We start from the raw sequence: 20,520 nt of genomic DNA on the forward strand, positions 1-20,520 counted from the left end.
ACTCACTGCATAGTGAGGTTTCAGGTTACGGGTTGCAGGTATTAAGGTGATGGGGAGCATGGGAGATGAGGAGTAAGGGGGATAATAGCTTATACTAAATCCGTCAACCAAAATATACTTTAGTTCAATTTATTGAACGATAAGTTGTTAGCCTTGTAATTCATTGCAAGACGAGGGATGAGATATTTTCTAACTCGGATTTGGTATTAGGTGCTAGGTCATAATTTATTAACTGTCAATTGTCCATTGTCAATTGTTTACAAGACCATAAATTTTATCCCGAACTCAGGTTAGATAACTATTCGGTGATCAATTTATTTTGTCTTCTGGGCAAGACTTTTTCGACGGCCATTTTGATGACGATGTACAGAATGGGGACGACAAATAAACTCAAGAAAGTGGCTACTAACATTCCTCCAAATACTGCCGTACCTAAGGATTGACGACTTCCCGCCCCTGCTCCTGTGGCAATGACGAGGGGAAAAATCCCTGTGAGGGTAGAAATGGCAGTCATGAGAATGGGACGTAATCTTTGTTTAGAGGCTTCGATGGCTGCTTTAACCGTGGACATTCCCTCATCTCGTAGTTGATTAGCAAATTCCACAATCAAAATGGAGTTTTTACTAGCTAAACCGATCAACATCACTAAACCAATTTGACAATAAATATCATTACTAAAACCCCGCAAACTTTGAGCTAGTAAAGCGCCTAGAATAGCTAAAGGCACGGCCAAAATGATGATTAAAGGATCGATATAGTTTTCATACTGAGCAGATAAAACGAGGAAGACAAAGAGAATACCTAAGCCAAAAATAATAACCGCCACATTTCCAGCACTAATTTCCTCCAAAGAAATTCCCGTCCATTCATAGCCAAAACCTGCAGGTAATACTTGAGAGGCGATCGCCTCTACGGCTTCAATGGCATTCCCTGAACTATATCCAGGAGCAGGAGAACCATTGATTTCAATGGAGCGGAATAAATTATAGTGGTTAATGGTTTGCGCCCCCACCGTTGGGGTGATGGTAACAAGGTTAGATAAGGGAATCATCTCCCCTGCCCCAGAGCGGACAAAAAAGTTATCCATGCTCTCAGGGTTTGCCCTAAATTCCTTATCCCCTTGCACATAGACTCGATAAGACCTTTGTTGCATGGTAAAATCATTGACATAAGAACCACCCATCATGGTTGACATAGTGCTAAAAACGTCGTCTAAATCCACATCTAGCACCTTCGCCCTTTCCCGATTCACCTCCACAATCAATTGAGGACTATTGGCCGCAAACTGAGTAAACACCGCCGTCAATGCTTCATCCTGATTGGCTGCCCCCAAAAACTGCCCCATCACCTGCACCATGGATTGTAAATCGGGGTTAATGCGTCGATCCTGTAAATTGAAGGTGAAACCACCAAACGCCCCTAAACCTTGAATGGCAGGGGGGTTAATGGGAATAATCCTCGCCTCAGGAATCATGGCAAACTTAGGAAATAATTGACCGATAATCGCTTGGACAGATTGATTGGGGTTAGGGCGATCGCCCCAGGATTCTAAGGGAGTAAAAATAATGCCCTGATTAGGAGTATTACCCCCAAAAGAAAAACCCCCAATGGCGAAAGTTCCCACCACATCAGGAAGTTCCAAAATAATATCTTCCACCTGAGCCATCACATCGCTAGTATATTGCAAAGAAACCCCCTCAGGTGCTTGAACAATGGTAATAAAATAGCCCTGATCCTCATCAGGCACAAAAGCCGTCGGCACAGACGTATATAACCATCCCGTCACCGCAATCAATACCGCAAAAATTCCCACCACAAAAAATTTAAACCTAGCCAAAAATTTTAACGTCCCCTCATACCTCAAAGTTAACCAATCGAGAATAGAATTAAATCCATTAAAAAAAGGCTCAATCCAAGCGGGGGGATGTTGTCCTTTCTTCAATAACAAAGCACACAGAGAAGGAGTGAGAGTCAGAGCCAAAAAAGTAGAAATAACAATAGAAAAAGCAATGGTTAAAGCAAACTCCCGATATAAAGCCCCCGTTGTACCGGGGAAAAACGTCACAGGAATAAACACCGCCATCAACACCAAAGAAGTCGCAATAACAGCTCCCGTCAACTGCTTCATTGAGTCACTAGCCGCCTGATGGGATTCCATATCTCGATCTTGAATATAACGATAAATTTGTTCTACTACCACGATCGCATCGTCCACCACTAACCCCGTTGCCAGAGTTAAACCAAACAAAGTTAAAGTATTGATGGAAAAATCAAAAGCCCTCACAAAAGCAAAAGTTCCCACCAAAGACAAAGGAATAGTCAAAGAAGGAATCAAAGTGGTGCGCCAATCTTGTAAAAAGACCAAAATGATCAAAATTACTAACCCCACCGACATCAATAGGGTAATAATCACCTCATCCAAAGACTCCTGAATAAAACCCGTAGTATCAAAAGCCAACTGAATATTAATACCATCGGGAAACTGCTCGGCTAACTCCGCCATTCTCATTTTCACATTATCCGCCACCTCAAGGGCATTAGAACCAGGTAACTGATATACCCCAATGCCTACCGCTTCCACCCCTCGGAAACGCACAAAAGAGCCATAATTCTGGGCCCCTAACTCAACCCTACCCACGTCCTTAAAACGAATTAAAGATCCCGTTTCCTCATCGGTACTTAAAATAATATCTTCAAACTCCTCCGGCTCAGTTAACTGACTTACCGCCCGTAAAGAAATTTGAAATTCTTGCCCTTCCACCGCAGGTTCAGCACCCACAGCACCAACCCCCACCTGAACATTTTGTTCCCGTAAGGCATTTTCCACATCTATGGTGGTCAAACCACGACTACTGAGACGATTAGGATCAACCCATAAACGCATGGCATATCGTCTTTCTCCAAATACCGTCACATCGGCTACCCCCTCAATCCGTTTGAGGGCATCCACTAAAAACCTTTCGGCATAATTACTTAAAAAATCATTATCATATTGTCCATTGTCACTAAACATCCCAAAACCCATCAAAATATTGTTAGATTGTTGGCTTACCGTAACCCCTGTTCTTTGAACCACATCGGGTAACTGGGATTCGACCACAGAAATTTGATTTTGAATATCCACGGCCGCTAAATCTTTATTCCGAGAAGAATCGAAGGTGGCAGTAATACTACTTGTACCTGAATTGGTACTACTTGAGGAAATATATCTTAACCCCTCCACTCCGTTAATTTGTCTTTCGAGAATATTGGTAACGGTGTTTTCCACTACCTCCGCATCTGCCCCTGTGTAGTTGGCGGTAACCTGAATTTGGGTGGGGGCAATGTCAGGAAAACGGGCAATGGGCAAAGTGACAATACTGATAGTACCTACTAACAAAATTATCAGGGCGCAAACGGTGGAAAATACTGGTCTTCTGATAAAAAAATCAACGAACATTGGTTATTAATAGATAGTGGATAATTGATAATAAATAATTTGAGTTCCAGATAACATGGGGTAATGGACAATAATTATGCTCCCTTGCCTTTTGCTTACCTACAACCATTGGGTTATTGGGGCATCTCTCCATTTTGTTCAGGAGGCAGGGGCATGATGGGAGAGCCATCTTGAAGGTTTAAAATTCCTGCACTAACAATTTGTTCCCCTTCTTCTAATCCTTCTATTACTTCATAGTTATTCCCTTGTAAATCGCCTAATTGCACGGGGCGCTGTTGGGCAATCAATGATGGTTCTTCCCCTTGAGGGTTTTCGGCACTTTCTGCCACAAAAACAAAGTTATTACCACCCATCCTAGAAACGGCAGCGGAGGGAACAACTATACCAAGGCTTTCTTGCCAGATAATTCTTGCTCTGATGGAGGTTTGGTTAAACAGATTATTTTGAGATGGGTTTAAGGTTGCTTTGGTTAACACTAATTGACTATTGGTATTGACTTGGGGAGCAATAAAACTTATTTCCCCTGTGGTGAGAATTTCTCCTTGGTTGTTGATAATTTCCACAGGTAGCCCTAGTTGTAATCGATTTGCTTCTTCTAGGGGAATGGATAAGTTTGCTTCTAGTAAGTCGTTTTCGGTGATGGTGGTTAATGAATCTCCTGCGGTGACGAAATCTCCTACTTTGACGGGAATATCGCCGACGATGCCTGTGAAGGGGGCTATTATTTGAGCTTTTTCGATCTGTACTTCTACGGTGTTTACCCTGGCACTGGCTTGGGAAACTTCGGCTTCTGCTTGTGCGATTTCTTCTTGTCTTGTGCCGTTTCTGAGCAGTTGTAGGTTTTGTCTAGCTTGTTCTACATCTGCTTGTAGGGCGTTTAGGTCGGAGTCTCTGCCTTTGCGTTGAGCATCTAATCTTCTCTGGGCTTGGTTTACGGATGCTTGGGCTTGACGTTCTTCTGTGACAAATTCATCGAATTCGTCTTGGGATATGGCCCCTTCTTCAAATAAAACCCTATATCTTCTGGTTCTTTCTTGGGCTAGTTCTAACTCGGCCCGGGCGGAGTCTAGTTGGGCTTGAATTTCGGCGATTTCCTCTGGCCTTGCCCCCTGTCTGGCGTTGTTTAACCGTGCGATCGCCCCGTTCAACTGGGCTTGGGCTTGGGCTATTTCTTCGGGACGATTTCCCGCTCTAAGGAGGGCTAAACGGGAACGGACGCTTTCTAGTTGGGCTTGGGCTTGATTTAATTCGGCTTCTAGTTGATCACTTTCTACCCTGGCAATTATCTCCCCCGCACTCACCCTTTCTCCTTCGGCCACCAAGATACTCCTAATTCTGCCGTTAATTTCTGATCTGACGGTTACGGCCCTAGGGGCATCTAATCTACCCACAATGGTGCTGCTATCTTGCACTATTTCTGGTTCTAGGGTTTGCAACTTCACTGGGGAGGCTTGGGGTTGCCCTGCCATGGCCCCTGTGCGATCGCCCCCGTTTTCATTACCGTTGAATAGGAGAGTACCACCACCCCCCAATATGGCTAAAAAGGCTAATGCACCCACTACCCACCAAGGGGAAAATGATTTTTTCTTGGCTTCAGATTCAGGGTTTATAGTACCTTCTTCTTTTTCTTCAACATTTGACACTTCACTAGGGGCAGAATTAGGATTCGTCATATCAGATCTTGGTTTACTAATGTTGATGGTAAATTTTTATTAAGTTTAATTATATCAACAAAATATATCAATCTGATATAAAAAAATAGAATCAAAAAAATATGTTAGAGTTAGCAACCTTAGGTTTGTTACAAAAAGAGCCACTACATGGCTATTTATTAAAGAAACAGATGGAATTGTTTATGAGCGGGTGTATTAGTGTTAATTATGGAGCAATTTACCCGTTACTGAGACGTTTATTAGAAAAAGAATTAATTGTTGAGCAAGAAGATGGAAATAATAATCGCAAAATTTATAGTATTACCCCCGCAGGAAAGACAAAATGGCTAGAAAAAATGTTAGAACATCCCCACGAGAGTTGGGTTAATGCTCGTTCTCGGTTTATGATTAAGTTTTTCTTTTTTAGTTACCTTGAACCCCATGATCGTTTACATTTATTGGAGCATCGCTTAAAGGTATGTCAACTAAAGTTAGATGATCAAGATTTACAGATAGTTTATGATGATTGTTTTCAAGCGATAGCCCTGGAGCGCTATAAATCCGATATTAGTCGAGAAATCGACTGGTTAATGGAGCAATTAGCCATGGTGAATGACAAATTATAAGAATTTAAGAAAACCATTTTTCTCCTCCATGGAAAATCATATCCCAAATGAGCAACCTAAAATTTTGATTTGCCAATTTTGAAAAGGTGCAGATAACCGTATTAGCACTCACGCTCTAAGAGTGCTAAATTTATTTATGGAGAAAAAATATATCCTCATGAGAATTATTATTTATGTCTAAAATTGTATCTTTTAGAGAAGAATCCAGAAGAGCCTTAGAGGAAGGAGTTAACGCTTTAGCCAATGCTGTTAAAGTCACCTTAGGGCCTAAAGGTAGAAATGTATTATTAGAAAGAAAATTTGGAGCCCCCGAAATTGTAAAAGATGGTATTTCCGTCGCCAAAGAAGTAGAGTTGGAAAATCCTTCTCAAAATGCTGGAGCAAGATTAGTTAGGGAAGTTGCTTCAAAAACTAATGATGTGGCTGGGGATGGTACTACCACCGCTACGGTTATCGCCCAAGCTATGATTCACGAGGGGCTTAAAAACGTTACCGCAGGGGCTAATCCTGTGGCTTTACGTCGTGGTATGGACAAAGCTATCGCCTTGGCTGTAAAAGAAATTTCTGCCATGGCACAACCTGTGCAGGGAGATGTCATTGCTCAAGTGGCTTCTGTTTCTGCGGGAAATGACCAAGAAATTGGCGATATGATTGCCCATGCCATGGATAAGGTAACAAAAGATGGGGTTATCACCGTAGAAGAATCTAAGTCTTTAGCTACTGAATTAGAAGTTGTAGAAGGGATGCAACTTGACAGGGGTTATATGTCTCCCTATTTTATCACTGACCAAGAAAAGCAAATCGTTGAGTTAGAAAATGCTTTAATCTTAGTTACTGATAAAAAAATAAATGCGATCGCAGATCTCGTCCCTGTCTTAGAAGAAGTTGCCCGTGCAGGCGCTCCTTTACTCATTATCGCCGAAGACATTGAAGGGGAAGCCCTCGCCACCCTCGTAGTTAACAAAGCCAGAGGCGTATTAAATGTCGCAGCGATTAAAGCACCAAGTTTTGGCGATCGCCGTAAGGCCATGTTAGAAGATATTGCCATTCTCACAGGGGGTAGAGTAATCTCCGAAGACATCGGCTTAACTTTAGATACCGTCAAATTAGATGAACTAGGAAAAGCACGTAAAGTCACCATCGTAAAAGACAATACCACCATCGTGGCGGATGCCGGTAACACCGCCGATGTACAAAAAAGAGTCGCCCAAATCCGTAAACAACTCGAAGAAACAGACTCCGAATATGATGCCGAAAAACTACAAGAGCGCATCGCTAAATTAGCTGGTGGTGTAGCTGTAATTAAAGTAGGGGCAGCCACGGAAACTGATTTAAAAGAGCGTAAATTACGCATCGAAGATGCACTTAATGCCACTAAAGCGGCGGTAGAAGAAGGAATCGTACCTGGGGGCGGTACAACCCTCATTCACATGGCAAGTAAAATCTCTGCTTTCAAAGATACCTTAAGCAATGAAGAAGAAAAGGTAGGGGCAGAAATTGTCATTAAAGCCCTAGAAGCACCTTTACGCCAAATTGCTACCAATGCAGGGGTTGAAGGCTCTGTAGTTGTAGAAAAAGTAAGAGAATCTGCCAACAATATCGGTTATAATGCTCTTACTGGAGTTTATGAAGACTTAATATCTGCTGGAATTGTTGATCCTGCGAAGGTAGTTCGTTCCTCCTTACAAAACGCTGGTTCTATTGCTGGAATGGTACTCACTACCGAAGCCCTTGTGGTGGAAAAACCTGCCCCTGAAGCCCCCGCACCTGATATGGGCGGTATGGGTGGCATGGGTATGCCCGGTATGGGTGGCATGGGTATGCCTGGTATGATGTAATTTTGGGTGTTGGGTATTAGGTGTTAGGTATTAGGAGTAAGGGAGTATAGTAGTTTATACTAAATCCGTAAACCAAAATATATCTTAGTTCAATTTATTGAACTATAAATTGTTAGCCTTGTAATTCATTGCAAGGCGAGGGATTATATATTTTCTGGCATTGGATTTGGTATTAGGTGACAGGTCATAGTTTATTAATTGTCTCCATTATTTACACGGTGAGGCAACGATGAAGATACAATTTATTTATAACTAATTTTCTGAACTTGATATAGTTAGTTGTGGTTTGAAATAATTAAATCACTTGATAATTTTTATGTCAGCTATGAGCAATAAGTTATTATTAAGTAAAAATGAAATCTAATTCAAGCTGATATTGTTTAGAGTATTGGAGATTAGGAATAATATAAATTTTTTTAATAAATTCTCTCAAATAAAATCTTTTTTCTTGTTCTGAAAGATCGTACCAAAATTGTTGTAAGGATAAGTTTTCAATCATATCTGTTAAGTTATTGGGTGGTAAACTATTTAGTTTATTGTTTAACTGAGAAATCTCATTTTCTATTTTTATTGTTCTAATTTGTGCTGTTTCTTTATCTAAAATATTGTTTAAGACAAGAGATTTTAAATTATTTTTTATCTGTTTTTTTTCTTTTATTAGCTGTGCTATCTGCTGATTAATAATATTTACATCAGGACTATTAATATGATTAACAATTATTGGTAAATCTTGGCATATTATATTAATGGTTTCCACTAATATTTTTTGATAATTCCAAGAAGAACAGGATTTTTCTTGTGGGCAATTAATAGGGGTAATATATACATATTTTATTTGTTTTCTTCTTTGGGTAACCGTAGTAATTTTCGTAGGAGAATTACATATTTTACACCTGACTAAACCCGAAAGACAATGGGGAGAACTGGCACTACGAGAGGGAATACGACGATGACTTTTTAATAAACGATCAATTTGTGAGGCTTCTTCTCGGGAAATAATGGGGGTGTGAGTATTAGAAATAATACAGTTATTTTTATAGGCTAAATCTCCTCGGTAAACGGGATTTTTTAACCATTGTAGGGCAGTGGAATGGGAAATTTTTTTATTATATTTTTCTTTTAAATATCTAACACTATCTCGCAGGGAAGCGTATTTTAAGTAATACTCAAAGAAGTCTTTGATGATGGGGGCGGTACTACGATTAATTATATATCCTTCTTTTCCTTTTTGATAACCATAAGGGCTTCGACCCGGTGGAGGAAGATTTTTTAAGCGATTTTTTCCATGTCCTTTTTGTAGTTTTCTTTGATAAATTATTTTTTCTATTTCTTGCCAAATGTTATGTAATTTATCTGCTTGGTTAGGATTACTAATTTTTTTAAATTGACTAGAGTTATAAGGTTGGTCTATGGCAATTATTTCTATATTTAATGATTCGATAAAGGCGATCGCCCTAAGAATATCAGCAAAACTATCACCTAATTCATGTAAACTACGAATTAAAAGATAATTAGGAGAATTATTAAGACAATCAGAAAATAATTGATTCAGAGCATCTCTACTGTCAATATCTTGATAATTTTTATCTACTTCTAAACCCCAAAAAAAAGATTCCACAAGATGATCTATAATAGAGTTAGTGTAAGTATAGGTAATAATAAAAGCCATAAGACAATCAATAATATACAACTAAAATATAACAAAAAATATATAAAATTTTACCTATTAAAAATCAATAATATTTAGTATTTATTTCCTTATTTAAAAAAGATAATGATACAAAACTTGTCTTACTCAAGGTTAAAATGAAAAATAGGAGAATATCAAAAATATTCACAACATAGAATAAAAAATATGCAGTTAGGCAACTCAAATATAACCGAAAAAACTACTTACCAAGATAATTTGATTGATCGTTTATTCATCGCTTTATTTTGTCGCAAAATGGCAAAAGCAGTAGGAGAAAAAACTACCCTCAAAGGTTATGATGGCTTTGTGGAGTTATCCCAAAAAATCATGAAAGGGCGTAATCCTCAACAACAACAAGAATTAGTAGCCATAGTCTTAAAATCCCTTGTGCCTTCTCCCGTATTATATTTTACTCGCACCTTTATTCCTGCTAACAAATGGGTATGTGAGGCAAATGCGTGGTTTGCTAAAGTCTTATTTCAGTGGTTAGTGGGTGTTTGTGAATTAAGGGAAGTGGAAATTGAAGACAAAAATCATCAAAAAATTATACAAAATAGCGGGGTACACATCAAAAAGTGTCGTTATTTAGAAAATAGTGGTTGCGTTGCCATGTGTATTAATATGTGCAAGTTACCGACTCAAAAGTTTTTTACTGATTCTTTTGGTATTCCCGTTACCCTTACTCCTAATTTTGAAGATTTTAGCTGTGAGATGGTATTTGGGCAGAATCCTCCCCCTCTCCATGAGGAAGATGCTTCCCGTCAACCTTGTTTAAAAGAAGTGTGCGATAGTAGCAAAACTTCATCATTCAATAATTCTTCTCCTTGCCCGAAGATTGCACAACAAATTTCTATTACCAAGGAATAATTGGGGGGTTATGCTAACTTTTCCATAATTTATTATTAAAATAATTTTAGTTCGGATAATTCTTTACAAATAGATTGTATCTTCACCCACCGTATAATGAATTACACGGCTAATATTAGTTTGTTCAATAAATTGAACTAAGATAACCTAAGTTCGGAATAAAATTTCTAGTCTTGTAAACAATGGAAAATTGACAATTAATAAATTATGACCTAGCATCTAATGCCAAATCCGATTTAGAAAATATATCATCCCTCGCTTTGCAATGAATTATATCAAGTTCGGATAATTCGTTGTAAATAGATTTTACCTTCGCAGCATCACCGTGTAATGAATTACACGGCTAATGGTAGTTCGTTCAATAAATTGAACTTGGTTTACGGATTTAGTATAAACTATCATCTCCCATACTCCCCATCACCTGTAATCTGCAACCCAACCATACTGACAAATCCCGAAATGAGGTTAAGATACACTATTTTCCTAATTATGCCATAGTATTTACAATTTTCTATGTTCTAACTTTTGTCGTAAACTATTGGTTAAAATTATGGTTTTATGGGCTACTTTTTTTCAAGAATGAAGAATTACTGTCTTAATTTGACCAATACGAGGGATAATTGTTAGTTAACGTTTATAAAGTATAGTAAAAGTTAGTATTTAATTGAATGCACATTGCTTGGCTAGGAAAAAAAACACCTTTTTGTGGAAACGTGACATACAGCAGAGAGATTACCAATGCTTTGATGTCTCGAGGCTACAAAGTTAGTTTTCTCCATTTTAGTCAGGAAAATGAGGATGCAATGGTAGATCCTTATAATGCGGAGGTTAATTTACCATTTATTTATAAATCTCAAATATATACTATTCCTACACCTAAATCTAGTCAGATTTTACTACGATCGCTCCAGGAATTGCAACCAGATTTAGTCCATGCGTCTTTAACTCTTTCTCCCTTAGATTTTAAGTTACCAGAAATTTGTCAACAACTTAATATCCCTTTGGTTTCTACGTTTCATCCTCCTTTTGATAGTCATTGGCGTAATCTTAAATCTAGCACCCAATATCTAACATATCAATTATATGCCCCTAGTTTAGCTCGTTATGATCAAACCATTGTTTTTTCTCAATTACAGCGAGATTTATTAATCAAGTTAGGGGTTGCCCCCCATAAGTTAGCTATTATTCCCAATGGGGTAGATACCGATAAATATAAACCGGGTAATTCTTATTTTAAACAACAGTTTCCCCACCATCATCTTTTTGTTTATCAGGGTAGGGTAGCGGTGGAAAAAAATATAGAATCCTTACTTAAGGCTTGGAAATTTTCTTCATTGAAAAATGACAGTCGTCTATTAATTCTGGGTGATGGACACCTTACCCCCAATCTTAAACCTAATTATAACGAAGATGATGGCATTATTTGGTTAGGGGCGATCGCCGATGAAACCAAACGAATCGATATACTAAGAGGCTCAGATGTATTCATTTTACCATCCCTAGTGGAAGGATTATCCCTTTCTTTACTAGAAGCCATGGCCTGTGGTTTAGCCTGTGTTGCCACCGACGCAGGGGCAGATGGAGAGGTGTTAGCCAATGCGGGAATCATCCTTAGCACCCAAGGAGTAACCACCCAATTAAAAACCATATTACCAATGTTTTCTCACCATCCTGAATTGTCATCTCTCTTAGGTATAAAAGCAAGGGAAAAAATTCTACAAAAATACACACTCCATGATAATGTCACCAAACTAGAAAAGTTATATGGCAATATACACAAAAAATAATATCAACTAGATAAACTTAAAAGAATCAGAGTTAGTTTTTCCAGCGCACCTTATCAAAAATAATATAGTTATTATTCATCAATAGAAATAGGACTATAGGCAATATCTCCATAATAGAAACATTTCGCCTCATCAGTAGAAATAAGAATTATCTCTTGGGGAGTAATAATCATATCTTCTTCTGGAAGTTGTGCTATCTGAGTTTCGGCGGAGTAAAAATCCTCAGGCAGACTTTCATTATGAGTTATTCTGGTTATTTTTACACTTCTACCATCTATAATTTCTTCGGTTTGAGATAACACAATGGTGTTATCTTCTTCATCCACACCACCATGGTTATCTTGTAATAAAAAGTCTAAGAAAAATTCGGCAGTTTCTTCCTTAAGATACCCTTTGAGGATAGCAGTTTCACAAAACTTGATACCTAGTTGTTTTTGTTCCTGTAAGATATTCTCAATTTGTTGAGTAGATAATAATCCAGCTTTTTTTAAATAATATCCGATGGGATATTCTTTTTTATAAATTTTAGCGGCTTTCTTGTTTTCGATTTCTACTAAAAAATCAGCAGTTTGAGATTTTAACCAACCCCTCAGGGCCAGTATTTCTCCTATTTTGAGCTTAAAAAACTGCTGTTGGTCTTCTAATGCTACATCCAATTGTGATTTAGTAATTAACCCCGCTTCTAATAACATTTGTCCGATTAATCGTTTATTAGAAATCTTAATACCTTCTTTTGTTGCTATATCTCCGTTCATTATTTGCCCCACTTTAATAATGAATTTATTTAAGGATTACATTTGGGCAATCAATTGATTAAATTGTGAAGTAAATATTAAAAAAACAGTTTCACTAAATCTAGTTTAAGATAGATTTTCTTTATATTTTGTGATACTTTTGTTTTCTCTAAAATAGCAAATTGCCCAGATCACCTTAGACGTTTATTATAGCTTAGAAATTACAAATATAAATAAAAAATAAAAGTAATAGCTTAAAACACTTTGCTTAGGATAATCAAATAAATTTAGGTGACAAAAAAAGGGGCTAATGCCCCTTTTAATAGCTTAAGTAAAGATAATATTCTGATTAGAAATACATCCCTGCTTCTTGTACTTTTTCGATTTGTTTTTTCTTCAATACAAGTAGAATTTGAGCTAACATAATTCCTGCAATGAATACTAATAACCAAATAATACGAGCGGGGCTTTGTAAAACTACTTCGGTATCTTTTTGACCAAAACCACCCACGTTAGGATCGTTGGTTAATAATTCACCGTTAGCGACTTCTTGCCCGTTGCTGACGATTAATTCAGGTCCTGCGGGAATATCAACGGTGTTGGTGTTACCTTCAGCGGTGGTGATGGTGACTAAATATCCGCCACCTTCTTCTTGGGTAATGTCGCTAATGACTCCGGCAACGGGTGCTTTGAAAGCGTTGTTATTGCTTTGTTGACCGGTAGGATATAATTGTCCTCTGCCTCGGTTAGCTCCTAGGTGAACGGAATATTTACCATAGTGAATGTTAGGATTGGTGGCAGGATCGGGGGATAATACAGGGAAGACAATTTCTTCGTATTGATCGCCAGGCATAGGCCCTACTAATACCCAGTTATCTTTTCCTTCACGGTAGGATTGATAGTAAACACCGCCGATTTTTTCCTTCATTTCTTCGGGAATACGGTCTTCGGGGGCAATTTGGAAGCCATCGGGTAACATTAAAACTGCACCGACGTTTAAACCACCTTTAGAGCCGTCTCCTAATACTTGTTGTTGGGAGTGGTCGTAGGGAATTTTAACTACGGCTTCAAATACGGTGTCGGGTAATACTGCTTGAGGGATTTCTACTTCTGCAGGTTTGGAGGCGAGGTGACAGTTAGCACAAACGATGCGTCCTGTGGCTTCTCGGGGGGTCATGGGAGCGGTTTCTTGCGCCCAGAAGGGGTAAGCGTTAGCTGCTTGGGGTAGAAGGAGGTCGTTAGCGAGAAAGAAACAGGTAGAGGAGATCGCCACTAACAACAATCTACTGATATTTTTGACTATATTGTCTAAAGGAAAATGATTTCTCATCGATATTTTACAACTACTTAATTTTGTTAAATTGTTTACCGTTAAAGGTTGACAGGAGGATTAATTCATTAAGCCCACCAAGGATTTGAGCCATCACGGAAGTCGGTTTCTTCCCAATCACTTAAAATAACTTTATCGTCATTTACGTCGGCATGAACTAGGGCAAGGGAAAGGGGAGCAGGTCCACGAACCATTTTTCCTTCGTTATTGTACTGAGAGCCATGGCAAGGACAGATAAATTTATTTTCTGAAGCATTCCAAGGCACTACACATCCTAAGTGAGTACAAACGGCGTTTAATCCGTAGGATGCGATTTGCTTATCTTCATCAATGATAATATAAGTAGGATCTCCTTTTAATCCTTGGGCTAAGCTGCGATCGCCCGGTTGACGATTGGCGGTAAATTCACTGGCAGATATATCGCTACCTAGTTTATCCTTAGCAGTAATACCACCACCAGCACCACCAGCGGATTTAGGAATAAAATAGCTCACAACGGGATATAAAGCTCCCGCTGCAATACCAGTAATAGTTCCAAAGGTCAGTAAATTCATGAACTGACGGCGCCCCATATCGGGTACATCAGAGTTAACAGGAATCTGTGTCATATCAAAATTTCTCTAAATTATTATGTTTAACTTTGGTTTGACCAATAATAATGCAAATAGGCTTTTTTTGGGAGGTAAATCCAAGTTATTATTTAATTATTACAAAAAATGAACCTTTTTGAGTATTGTTATTCCTTGTTTTTAAAGGAATATTGTTCGTTTACCCCCCTTCGATCAAACCAATATATTAAATATTATAAACTATCTATCATTTTTAGTTATTTATGGTATAAGAAAAACCAATCTGTTGTAGGGTAATAGGTCGGGGGGAAAGGAATTACATTTTAGGTTAAAATGCTTGTATCCTAAAGGTTTGATCATCTACTATCGGTGTCCAATCATGTACCATTAATAGTATTCCTGAAGGCTTGATATGAACAAAAAATAGACCTTCTAGCGCACCCTAATCAAAAAACTTGAGAAAAAATATTTGTAACCATGACAGGAAAAGAATTACAGGCACTAATTTTTAATAAGTGGGGTTGCTCCTATGATGTACAAATTTTACGGATCAAAGATCGTATTTATTTTCAAGTAATGTGGAAATATTTAGAGCAAAGTTCTTTCCCCCTATCGAGGGAGGAATATGATGCCCATTTAGAGCAAATAGCCTCTTATATCACCGGCTGGGGTGTTATTAATCAAATACAGGTGGGTATCTTAGAAGCGAAAAATAGACCCCGTTTAGGTAAGGCAGTCAGTATTTTCTTGGATTTGGGCGATCGCACTTCGGAATGGATTTTATAGCTAAGGTGCGCTGTATCACCGATAACGGCAAGATTGAAGATTAACTTAAATTCTTCATGGTTAATTGTTAATTTTTCGTTATTTAAAATGAAAGTATTAAGACTATAATAAAAGATAATTAAAATAAAAAATATAACAAAAACCCCATTAATAACACATATATTAGGTTAGGAGGACAAACCGAAAATGAGTGATTTGAGTCCCTATGAAACCCTTGGAGTAGAAAAGTCAGCATCTTTTGAACAAATCCAGAGGGCAAAAGAAACTTTATTGAAAGAAAATGAGGGTAATTCTCAAATCAAAGAAAATATCGAAATAGCCTATGATGCCATCATAATGGATCGGCTCAAACTAAGACAAGAAGGAAAAATCAAAGTACCCGAACAAATTCGATTTCCTGAAAAGGTAGTCGAGACCAAAAAATCGCCCATTTCTTTTAATTATTCTAACAATAAAAATCAATCTCCTAACTGGTTAACCGACTTTATAGATCAACCCTCCATACAAGAGTTAAGTATTAGTGGTTTAATTTTTTTAGGCCTAATTTTATTGAGCGTATTTAGTCAAGACTCTCAAATATTACCTCTACTATTAACCTTTGGATTAGGTACAAGTTTCTTTTTTGTATTCCGAAAAACAAAGTCTTTTTGGCGCTCGGTGGGAGTTAGTTTTTTTGGTTTTGTAATTGGTATTTCTGTTAGTAGCTTATTGGCCACGGTTATTGCCAACTCTGGTTTAAGTCTTGGTTTCTCCGATGAGCAGTTTGTTAGTTTACTAACTTTTTCTTTCCTCTGGTTATCGGCTAATTTTACCCGTTAATGATTGCTTAAAAACCATTTCAATTGTATTGAATTTCAAAAAAAAAGGTGGGTTTTGCCCACCCAAATAAAACCTACATTCTAGCCAAAGAAGATATTTGTGCTAGTTTAGCTTTATCTATTCCTGTTAATTCTTCGATGTTGATCCAACCTTCCTTTAATAGTTGGGCAAAGGTGAAAACCAACATAGGTTCTCTATTATCGTACTTTCCATCGAGATCATAACGCTTTGAGCTAAGAAGATCATGGATTTCCCACAATTGTGCCACATCTTCTAAATTATCAACCTGCTCTTGTACTTGTTTGACTAGAGTTTTAGTTTCTCGCTCGTAGGCTTTTTTTAAAACTTTTTCACTGATTTCTATTTCTGCCGTTGTCCATCCTGTAGTAATAGTGGTTGACATGAGTATTTATAACTAGAATATATAATGTTGATTAAATCTTGTAATATCATACCAATATCTTGTGGGGAATGGGTAATTAAGGCAGAGAAAGGGGGATAGTTTTCTTATCCTAATTAATGGGTGTAGTATATGTAATTTTGTGCTTTTTTTGGAAAACAGCATAATTTTTTGGGGATAGCTGTAATAGCTTCAAAACCTTGTCGATGAGTGCTTATGACTTATTCAGATTACCTTAATTGGAAAATGGGTTTAATACTGGTAAGATCAAAAATTGTAGATAATAAAAATATTAGATTAATTGATGATAAAATCTTATTTTTCAAAGCTATTGGCTTTAGTCCTCGTGGTAGTTGTTGGTTTGGTGGGTTGTGGTAGTACCACTGGTTTAACTGGTAATTATACCCAAGATACTATGACTGTACTAGAAAAAGTGCAAGGGGCGATCGCCCTTCCCGCTGAAATAAGCATTGAAGAAAAAAAAGAAATCCAAGACGAAACCAGAAAACAAATTAACGATTACATTTCCCGTTATCGTAAAAACAGTAACTACGGTGGCTTAAAATCTTTTACCACCATGCAAACAGCCCTCAACTCCTTAGCAGGTTATTACACCTCCTACGGAAATCGCCCTATTCCTGAAAAACTCAAAAAACGTTTAAATCAAGAATTTAAGCAAGTTGAATTTGCCTTAAACAAAGGATACTAGAGTAATTAATTAATAAATAACTAATTTTTTTACCAAGCATTTGGGATTTAGAGTTTCGCCCTTCTGGGGCGACTTTTTTTTATTTCACAAAAATAAAGTGTCTCATACTTAACTAGAGTTTGGGATAAAATTTATAGTCTTATCCAAAGTGTCAGGTATTGGGGTTCAGGTGTTGAGTTAAAGAATTTATAGAAACTGTATTTATATTGACTTAGTAAATCAAAATATACTTTAGTTCAATTTATTGAACGATAAACTGTTAGCCTTGTAATTCATTGCAAGGCGAGGAATAATGTATTTTGTAAATTGTATTTGGTATTAATTATTTTTTGGTATGTAGTTATTTGATAAACTAACAAAGGCTAGTTATATTTTAAAGTTGCAACCTGCAACCTGTCACGAGCAAACTTAACCATACTGACAAAAATATAGATTCCGAACTAAGGTTAATACTAAGTCAAAATATACTTTAGTTCAATTGATTGAACGATAAACCATTAGCCTTGTAGTGAATTACACGGTGGAGCTACGAAGATACAATCTATTTATAACGAATCATCCGAACTTGACATAATTTATTGCAGGGCGAGGGATGATATATTTTCTAAAGCACAAAGGAGGGCATCTCCACTTTTCTCGATAACTATGGGCAATAATGATAATATTTTGGTGTCTCAATTTTAGGAAATATCGGCAGTAATTTCGAGCTTTTCGACTTAAACCCTTAGGGATATTTTACCAACAGCACCAGAATAAGAAGTTAAGATGAAATCGTAATCCCAACACAAAATAGATTATGACCTTTACACAACCCAAAATAAGCATACCCGAACATAGCCTAGATCGAGATTGTACCACCCTATCTCGCCATGTACTACAACAACTACAAAGTTTTTCCGCCGATGCCCAAGACTTAAGCTCTATAATGAATCGCATCGCCTTAGCAGGAAAATTAGTTGCCCGTCGTCTGAGCCGAGCAGGATTAGTAACAGGGGCATTGGGCTTAACTGGAGATACGAATGTACAAGGTGAATCCGTTAAAAAAATGGACATCTACGCCAATGAAGTATTTATCTCCGTATTTAAACAAAGTGGTTTAGTGTGTCGTCTAGCCTCCGAAGAAATGGATAAACCATACTACATTCCTGAAAACTGCCCCGTAGGTCGTTATACTCTTTTATACGATCCCATTGATGGTTCTTCCAATGTTGATATAAATCTTAATGTAGGATCTATTTTTGCCATCCGTCAACAAGAAGGGGAAGACTTGGACGGAGAAGCCAAAGACTTGCTTACCGACGGTTCAAAACAAATTGCCGCAGGTTATATTCTCTATGGGCCTGCCACTGTTTTAGTATATACCATGGGAAAAGGAGTTCATTCCTTCTTTCTCGATCCTAGCTTGGGGGAATTTATTCTTGCCCAAGAAAATATCCAAATGCCCGATCATGGTTCAGTATATAGCGCCAATGAAGGTAATTTTTGGCAGTGGGAGGAGCAAATTAGGGACTATATCCGCTATGTCCATCGCCATGAAGGTTATACAGGCCGCTACAGTGGTGCTTTAGTGGGGGATATTCATCGCATTTTGATGCAGGGGGGCGTTTTTCTTTATCCCGGCAGTGTGGATAATCCCGAAGGTAAACTAAGATTATTATATGAAACAGCGCCCTTAGCCATGATCATGGAACAAGCAGGGGGTAAAGCATCCACTGGAAAAAAAAGAATTATGGATTATATTCCCTCTAAATTACACCAGCGCACCCCAGCCATTTTAGGTAGTAAAAAAGATGTGGAATTAGTTTTATCTTTCATCAATGATAAGGATAAACAATAATTAATTGTCATATATTCCATGGGGGACGTGCCATATCATGTCCCTAAACAAAAATTTTAAAAACAAAAAATCGAGATTAAAATATATGAATAAAAAATATATTTAATCAAAAACCCATTGCACGATGTCCAACAATATCGCTCTTATAGCCCATGACAACAAAAAAAATGACCTAGTTAGTTTTGTGAAACAACATCGAGAATTTTTTTCCCGTTATCACCTCATTGCCACAGGCACAACAGGGCAAAGAATTGAACAAGACACTAAACTAGAAGTTGAAAAAATGGCATCGGGCGCCCTTGGGGGAGATGTGCAAATATCTGCAAAAATAGTTGAATCGGATATTGCGGCGGTTATCTTTTTAATAGATCCCCTCTACGCTCAACCCCACGAACCTGATATAAAAGCACTTTTAAGGATTTGTGAAGTTTATAACGTTCCCTTAGCCACCAATTTATCTACCGCCAAAGCCATTGTTAAATCCCTTAGTCAAAGTAGAGTTGGTCATTTGATTTTTAATCCTGTTGCGGGGCAAGGTAATCCAGAACAAGAATTAGATCGTATCAAAAAAATACTTAGTAAAGAAATATACCTAAAAATTACTTTCACTCGTCCCGATGTAAGCGTTACTCAACAAACCAAAGAAATCATCGAAAAAATTCAACAGGAAAAAGAAATGGACGATCATTTTGTCATTGCTTCTGGGGGAGATGGCACCGTGTCGGAAGTAGCCGCCGCCCTTATTAATACGGGGATTCCCCTCGGTATTATACCTCGAGGTACTGCCAATGCGTTTTGTGGTGCGATCGGTATTCCTTCAGATATTCAAGGGGCTTGTCATACTATTTGTCAAGGGGTTACTCGCATTGTGGACACCGCAATATGTAACGATATTCCCATGCTTTTATTAGCAGGGGTTGGTTTTGAGGCAGAAACTGTAGCAAAAGCAGATCGAGATATGAAAAATAGATTAGGAGTAATGGCTTATATTTTTGCAGGTATTCAACAAGCAAAAGAACAAAAATTATTTAATGCAGAGATAGAAATTAATTCTGAGGTTAACACCATCGAAGCCAGTGCCATCACCATTGCCAATGCGGCTCCACCCACTTCAGTATTAGCCCAGGGGGCAGGAGAGGTTGACTATAATGATGGTTTATTAGATATTACCATCGCCAGTAGTCAAAGCACTTTACAAGGTATTGGGGTGATTACCAGTTTATTTACTTCTGGATTGGTGAAAAACCCTAGTAACCATGATCATGTTGCCCATTTTCAGGCAGAAAGTATTAAGGTAAAGACGGAACCTGAACAAAGGGTTGTGGTTGATGGAGAGATTATTGGTAATACCCCCATTGAAGTTAGGTGTATTCCTAATAGTTTAAGTTTATTTGTACCCATTGAAAATCAGTAGCTAAGGTTTGATTAGTCAATAAT

Annotated in this window: 16 protein-coding genes; 9 read left to right on the forward strand and 7 right to left on the reverse strand. The window is 37.8% G+C overall.

Features of this window, described 5'->3' with window-relative positions; translation table 11 throughout:
• Positions 1-298: 298 nt before the first annotated feature.
• The gene (locus tag IQ215_RS09125) at positions 299-3,439 is read right to left on the reverse strand and encodes an efflux RND transporter permease subunit (RefSeq protein WP_193801003.1); all 3,141 of its coding nucleotides are present in this window, start codon (positions 3,437-3,439) and stop codon (positions 299-301) included.
• A gap of 113 nt (positions 3,440-3,552) precedes the next feature.
• Positions 3,553-5,112 (reverse strand): efflux RND transporter periplasmic adaptor subunit, encoded by a 1,560-nt coding sequence (locus tag IQ215_RS09130; RefSeq protein ID WP_193801004.1) that lies wholly within the window; start codon positions 5,110-5,112, stop codon positions 3,553-3,555.
• 101 nt (positions 5,113-5,213) lie between these two features.
• Here IQ215_RS09130 and IQ215_RS09135 point away from each other — a divergent pair, with 101 nt between their 5' ends.
• Together IQ215_RS09135 and groL are read left to right on the forward strand one after the other, a co-directional pair.
• Positions 5,214-5,717 carry a PadR family transcriptional regulator gene (locus tag IQ215_RS09135; protein ID WP_193801005.1) on the forward strand — a complete coding sequence of 168 codons (504 nt, stop codon included), beginning with the start codon at positions 5,214-5,216 and terminating at the stop codon, positions 5,715-5,717.
• Between the two features lie 173 nt (positions 5,718-5,890).
• The gene (groL, locus tag IQ215_RS09140) at positions 5,891-7,555 is read left to right on the forward strand and encodes a chaperonin GroEL (protein ID WP_193801006.1); all 1,665 of its coding nucleotides are present in this window, start codon (positions 5,891-5,893) and stop codon (positions 7,553-7,555) included.
• 343 nt (positions 7,556-7,898) lie between these two features.
• Here groL and IQ215_RS09145 read toward each other — a convergent pair whose 3' ends face one another.
• The gene (locus IQ215_RS09145; protein WP_193801007.1) at positions 7,899-9,224 is read right to left on the reverse strand and encodes a recombinase family protein; all 1,326 of its coding nucleotides are present in this window, start codon (positions 9,222-9,224) and stop codon (positions 7,899-7,901) included.
• A 186-nt stretch (positions 9,225-9,410) separates the two neighbouring features.
• On the opposite strand from IQ215_RS09145, the gene IQ215_RS09150 reads away from it, so the two are divergent.
• Both IQ215_RS09150 and IQ215_RS09155 read left to right on the forward strand, forming a co-directional pair.
• Positions 9,411-10,112 carry a DUF4033 domain-containing protein gene (locus IQ215_RS09150; protein ID WP_193801008.1) on the forward strand — a complete coding sequence of 234 codons (702 nt, stop codon included), beginning with the start codon at positions 9,411-9,413 and terminating at the stop codon, positions 10,110-10,112.
• Between the two features lie 668 nt (positions 10,113-10,780).
• The gene (locus IQ215_RS09155; protein WP_193801009.1) at positions 10,781-11,899 is read left to right on the forward strand and encodes a glycosyltransferase family 4 protein; all 1,119 of its coding nucleotides are present in this window, start codon (positions 10,781-10,783) and stop codon (positions 11,897-11,899) included.
• A 71-nt stretch (positions 11,900-11,970) separates the two neighbouring features.
• Here IQ215_RS09155 and IQ215_RS09160 read toward each other — a convergent pair whose 3' ends face one another.
• The 3 genes from IQ215_RS09160 to petC form a co-directional block, all read right to left on the reverse strand.
• Complete coding sequence (locus IQ215_RS09160) at positions 11,971-12,654, reverse strand: hypothetical protein (RefSeq protein ID WP_193801010.1); 684 nt, start codon at positions 12,652-12,654, stop codon at positions 11,971-11,973.
• Between the two features lie 328 nt (positions 12,655-12,982).
• Positions 12,983-13,963, reverse strand: coding sequence for a cytochrome f (gene petA, locus IQ215_RS09165; protein WP_193801011.1), 981 nt, complete (start codon positions 13,961-13,963; stop codon positions 12,983-12,985).
• A gap of 68 nt (positions 13,964-14,031) precedes the next feature.
• Positions 14,032-14,571 (reverse strand): cytochrome b6-f complex iron-sulfur subunit, encoded by a 540-nt coding sequence (gene petC, locus IQ215_RS09170; RefSeq protein ID WP_193801012.1) that lies wholly within the window; start codon positions 14,569-14,571, stop codon positions 14,032-14,034.
• 438 nt (positions 14,572-15,009) lie between these two features.
• Between petC and IQ215_RS09175 the strand changes: the two genes are divergently transcribed.
• Positions 15,010-15,318 carry a DUF3067 family protein gene (locus IQ215_RS09175; protein ID WP_193801013.1) on the forward strand — a complete coding sequence of 103 codons (309 nt, stop codon included), beginning with the start codon at positions 15,010-15,012 and terminating at the stop codon, positions 15,316-15,318.
• A gap of 186 nt (positions 15,319-15,504) precedes the next feature.
• Entirely contained in the window at positions 15,505-16,137 is a 633-nt protein-coding gene (locus tag IQ215_RS09180; RefSeq protein ID WP_193801014.1) for a CPP1-like family protein, read from the forward strand.
• Between the two features lie 73 nt (positions 16,138-16,210).
• Here IQ215_RS09180 and IQ215_RS09185 read toward each other — a convergent pair whose 3' ends face one another.
• The gene (locus IQ215_RS09185) at positions 16,211-16,540 is read right to left on the reverse strand and encodes a hypothetical protein (RefSeq protein ID WP_193801015.1); all 330 of its coding nucleotides are present in this window, start codon (positions 16,538-16,540) and stop codon (positions 16,211-16,213) included.
• 301 nt (positions 16,541-16,841) lie between these two features.
• Between IQ215_RS09185 and psb27 the strand changes: the two genes are divergently transcribed.
• From psb27 to mgsA, 3 genes are all read left to right on the forward strand, one after another.
• Positions 16,842-17,246, forward strand: a complete 405-nt coding sequence (gene psb27 / locus IQ215_RS09190) for a photosystem II protein Psb27 (RefSeq protein ID WP_193801016.1) — start codon at positions 16,842-16,844, stop codon at positions 17,244-17,246.
• 796 nt (positions 17,247-18,042) lie between these two features.
• On the forward strand, positions 18,043-19,083 hold the full coding sequence (fbp, locus tag IQ215_RS09195) for a class 1 fructose-bisphosphatase (RefSeq protein ID WP_193801017.1): 1,041 nt from the start codon (positions 18,043-18,045) through the stop codon (positions 19,081-19,083).
• A 124-nt stretch (positions 19,084-19,207) separates the two neighbouring features.
• Positions 19,208-20,497, forward strand: a complete 1,290-nt coding sequence (gene mgsA / locus IQ215_RS09200; RefSeq protein WP_193801018.1) for a methylglyoxal synthase — start codon at positions 19,208-19,210, stop codon at positions 20,495-20,497.
• The last annotated feature ends 23 nt before the right edge of the window (positions 20,498-20,520 follow it).

It is taken from the genome of Cyanobacterium stanieri LEGE 03274, assembly GCF_015207825.1.
GTDB lineage: Bacteria > Cyanobacteriota > Cyanobacteriia > Cyanobacteriales > Cyanobacteriaceae > Cyanobacterium > Cyanobacterium stanieri_B.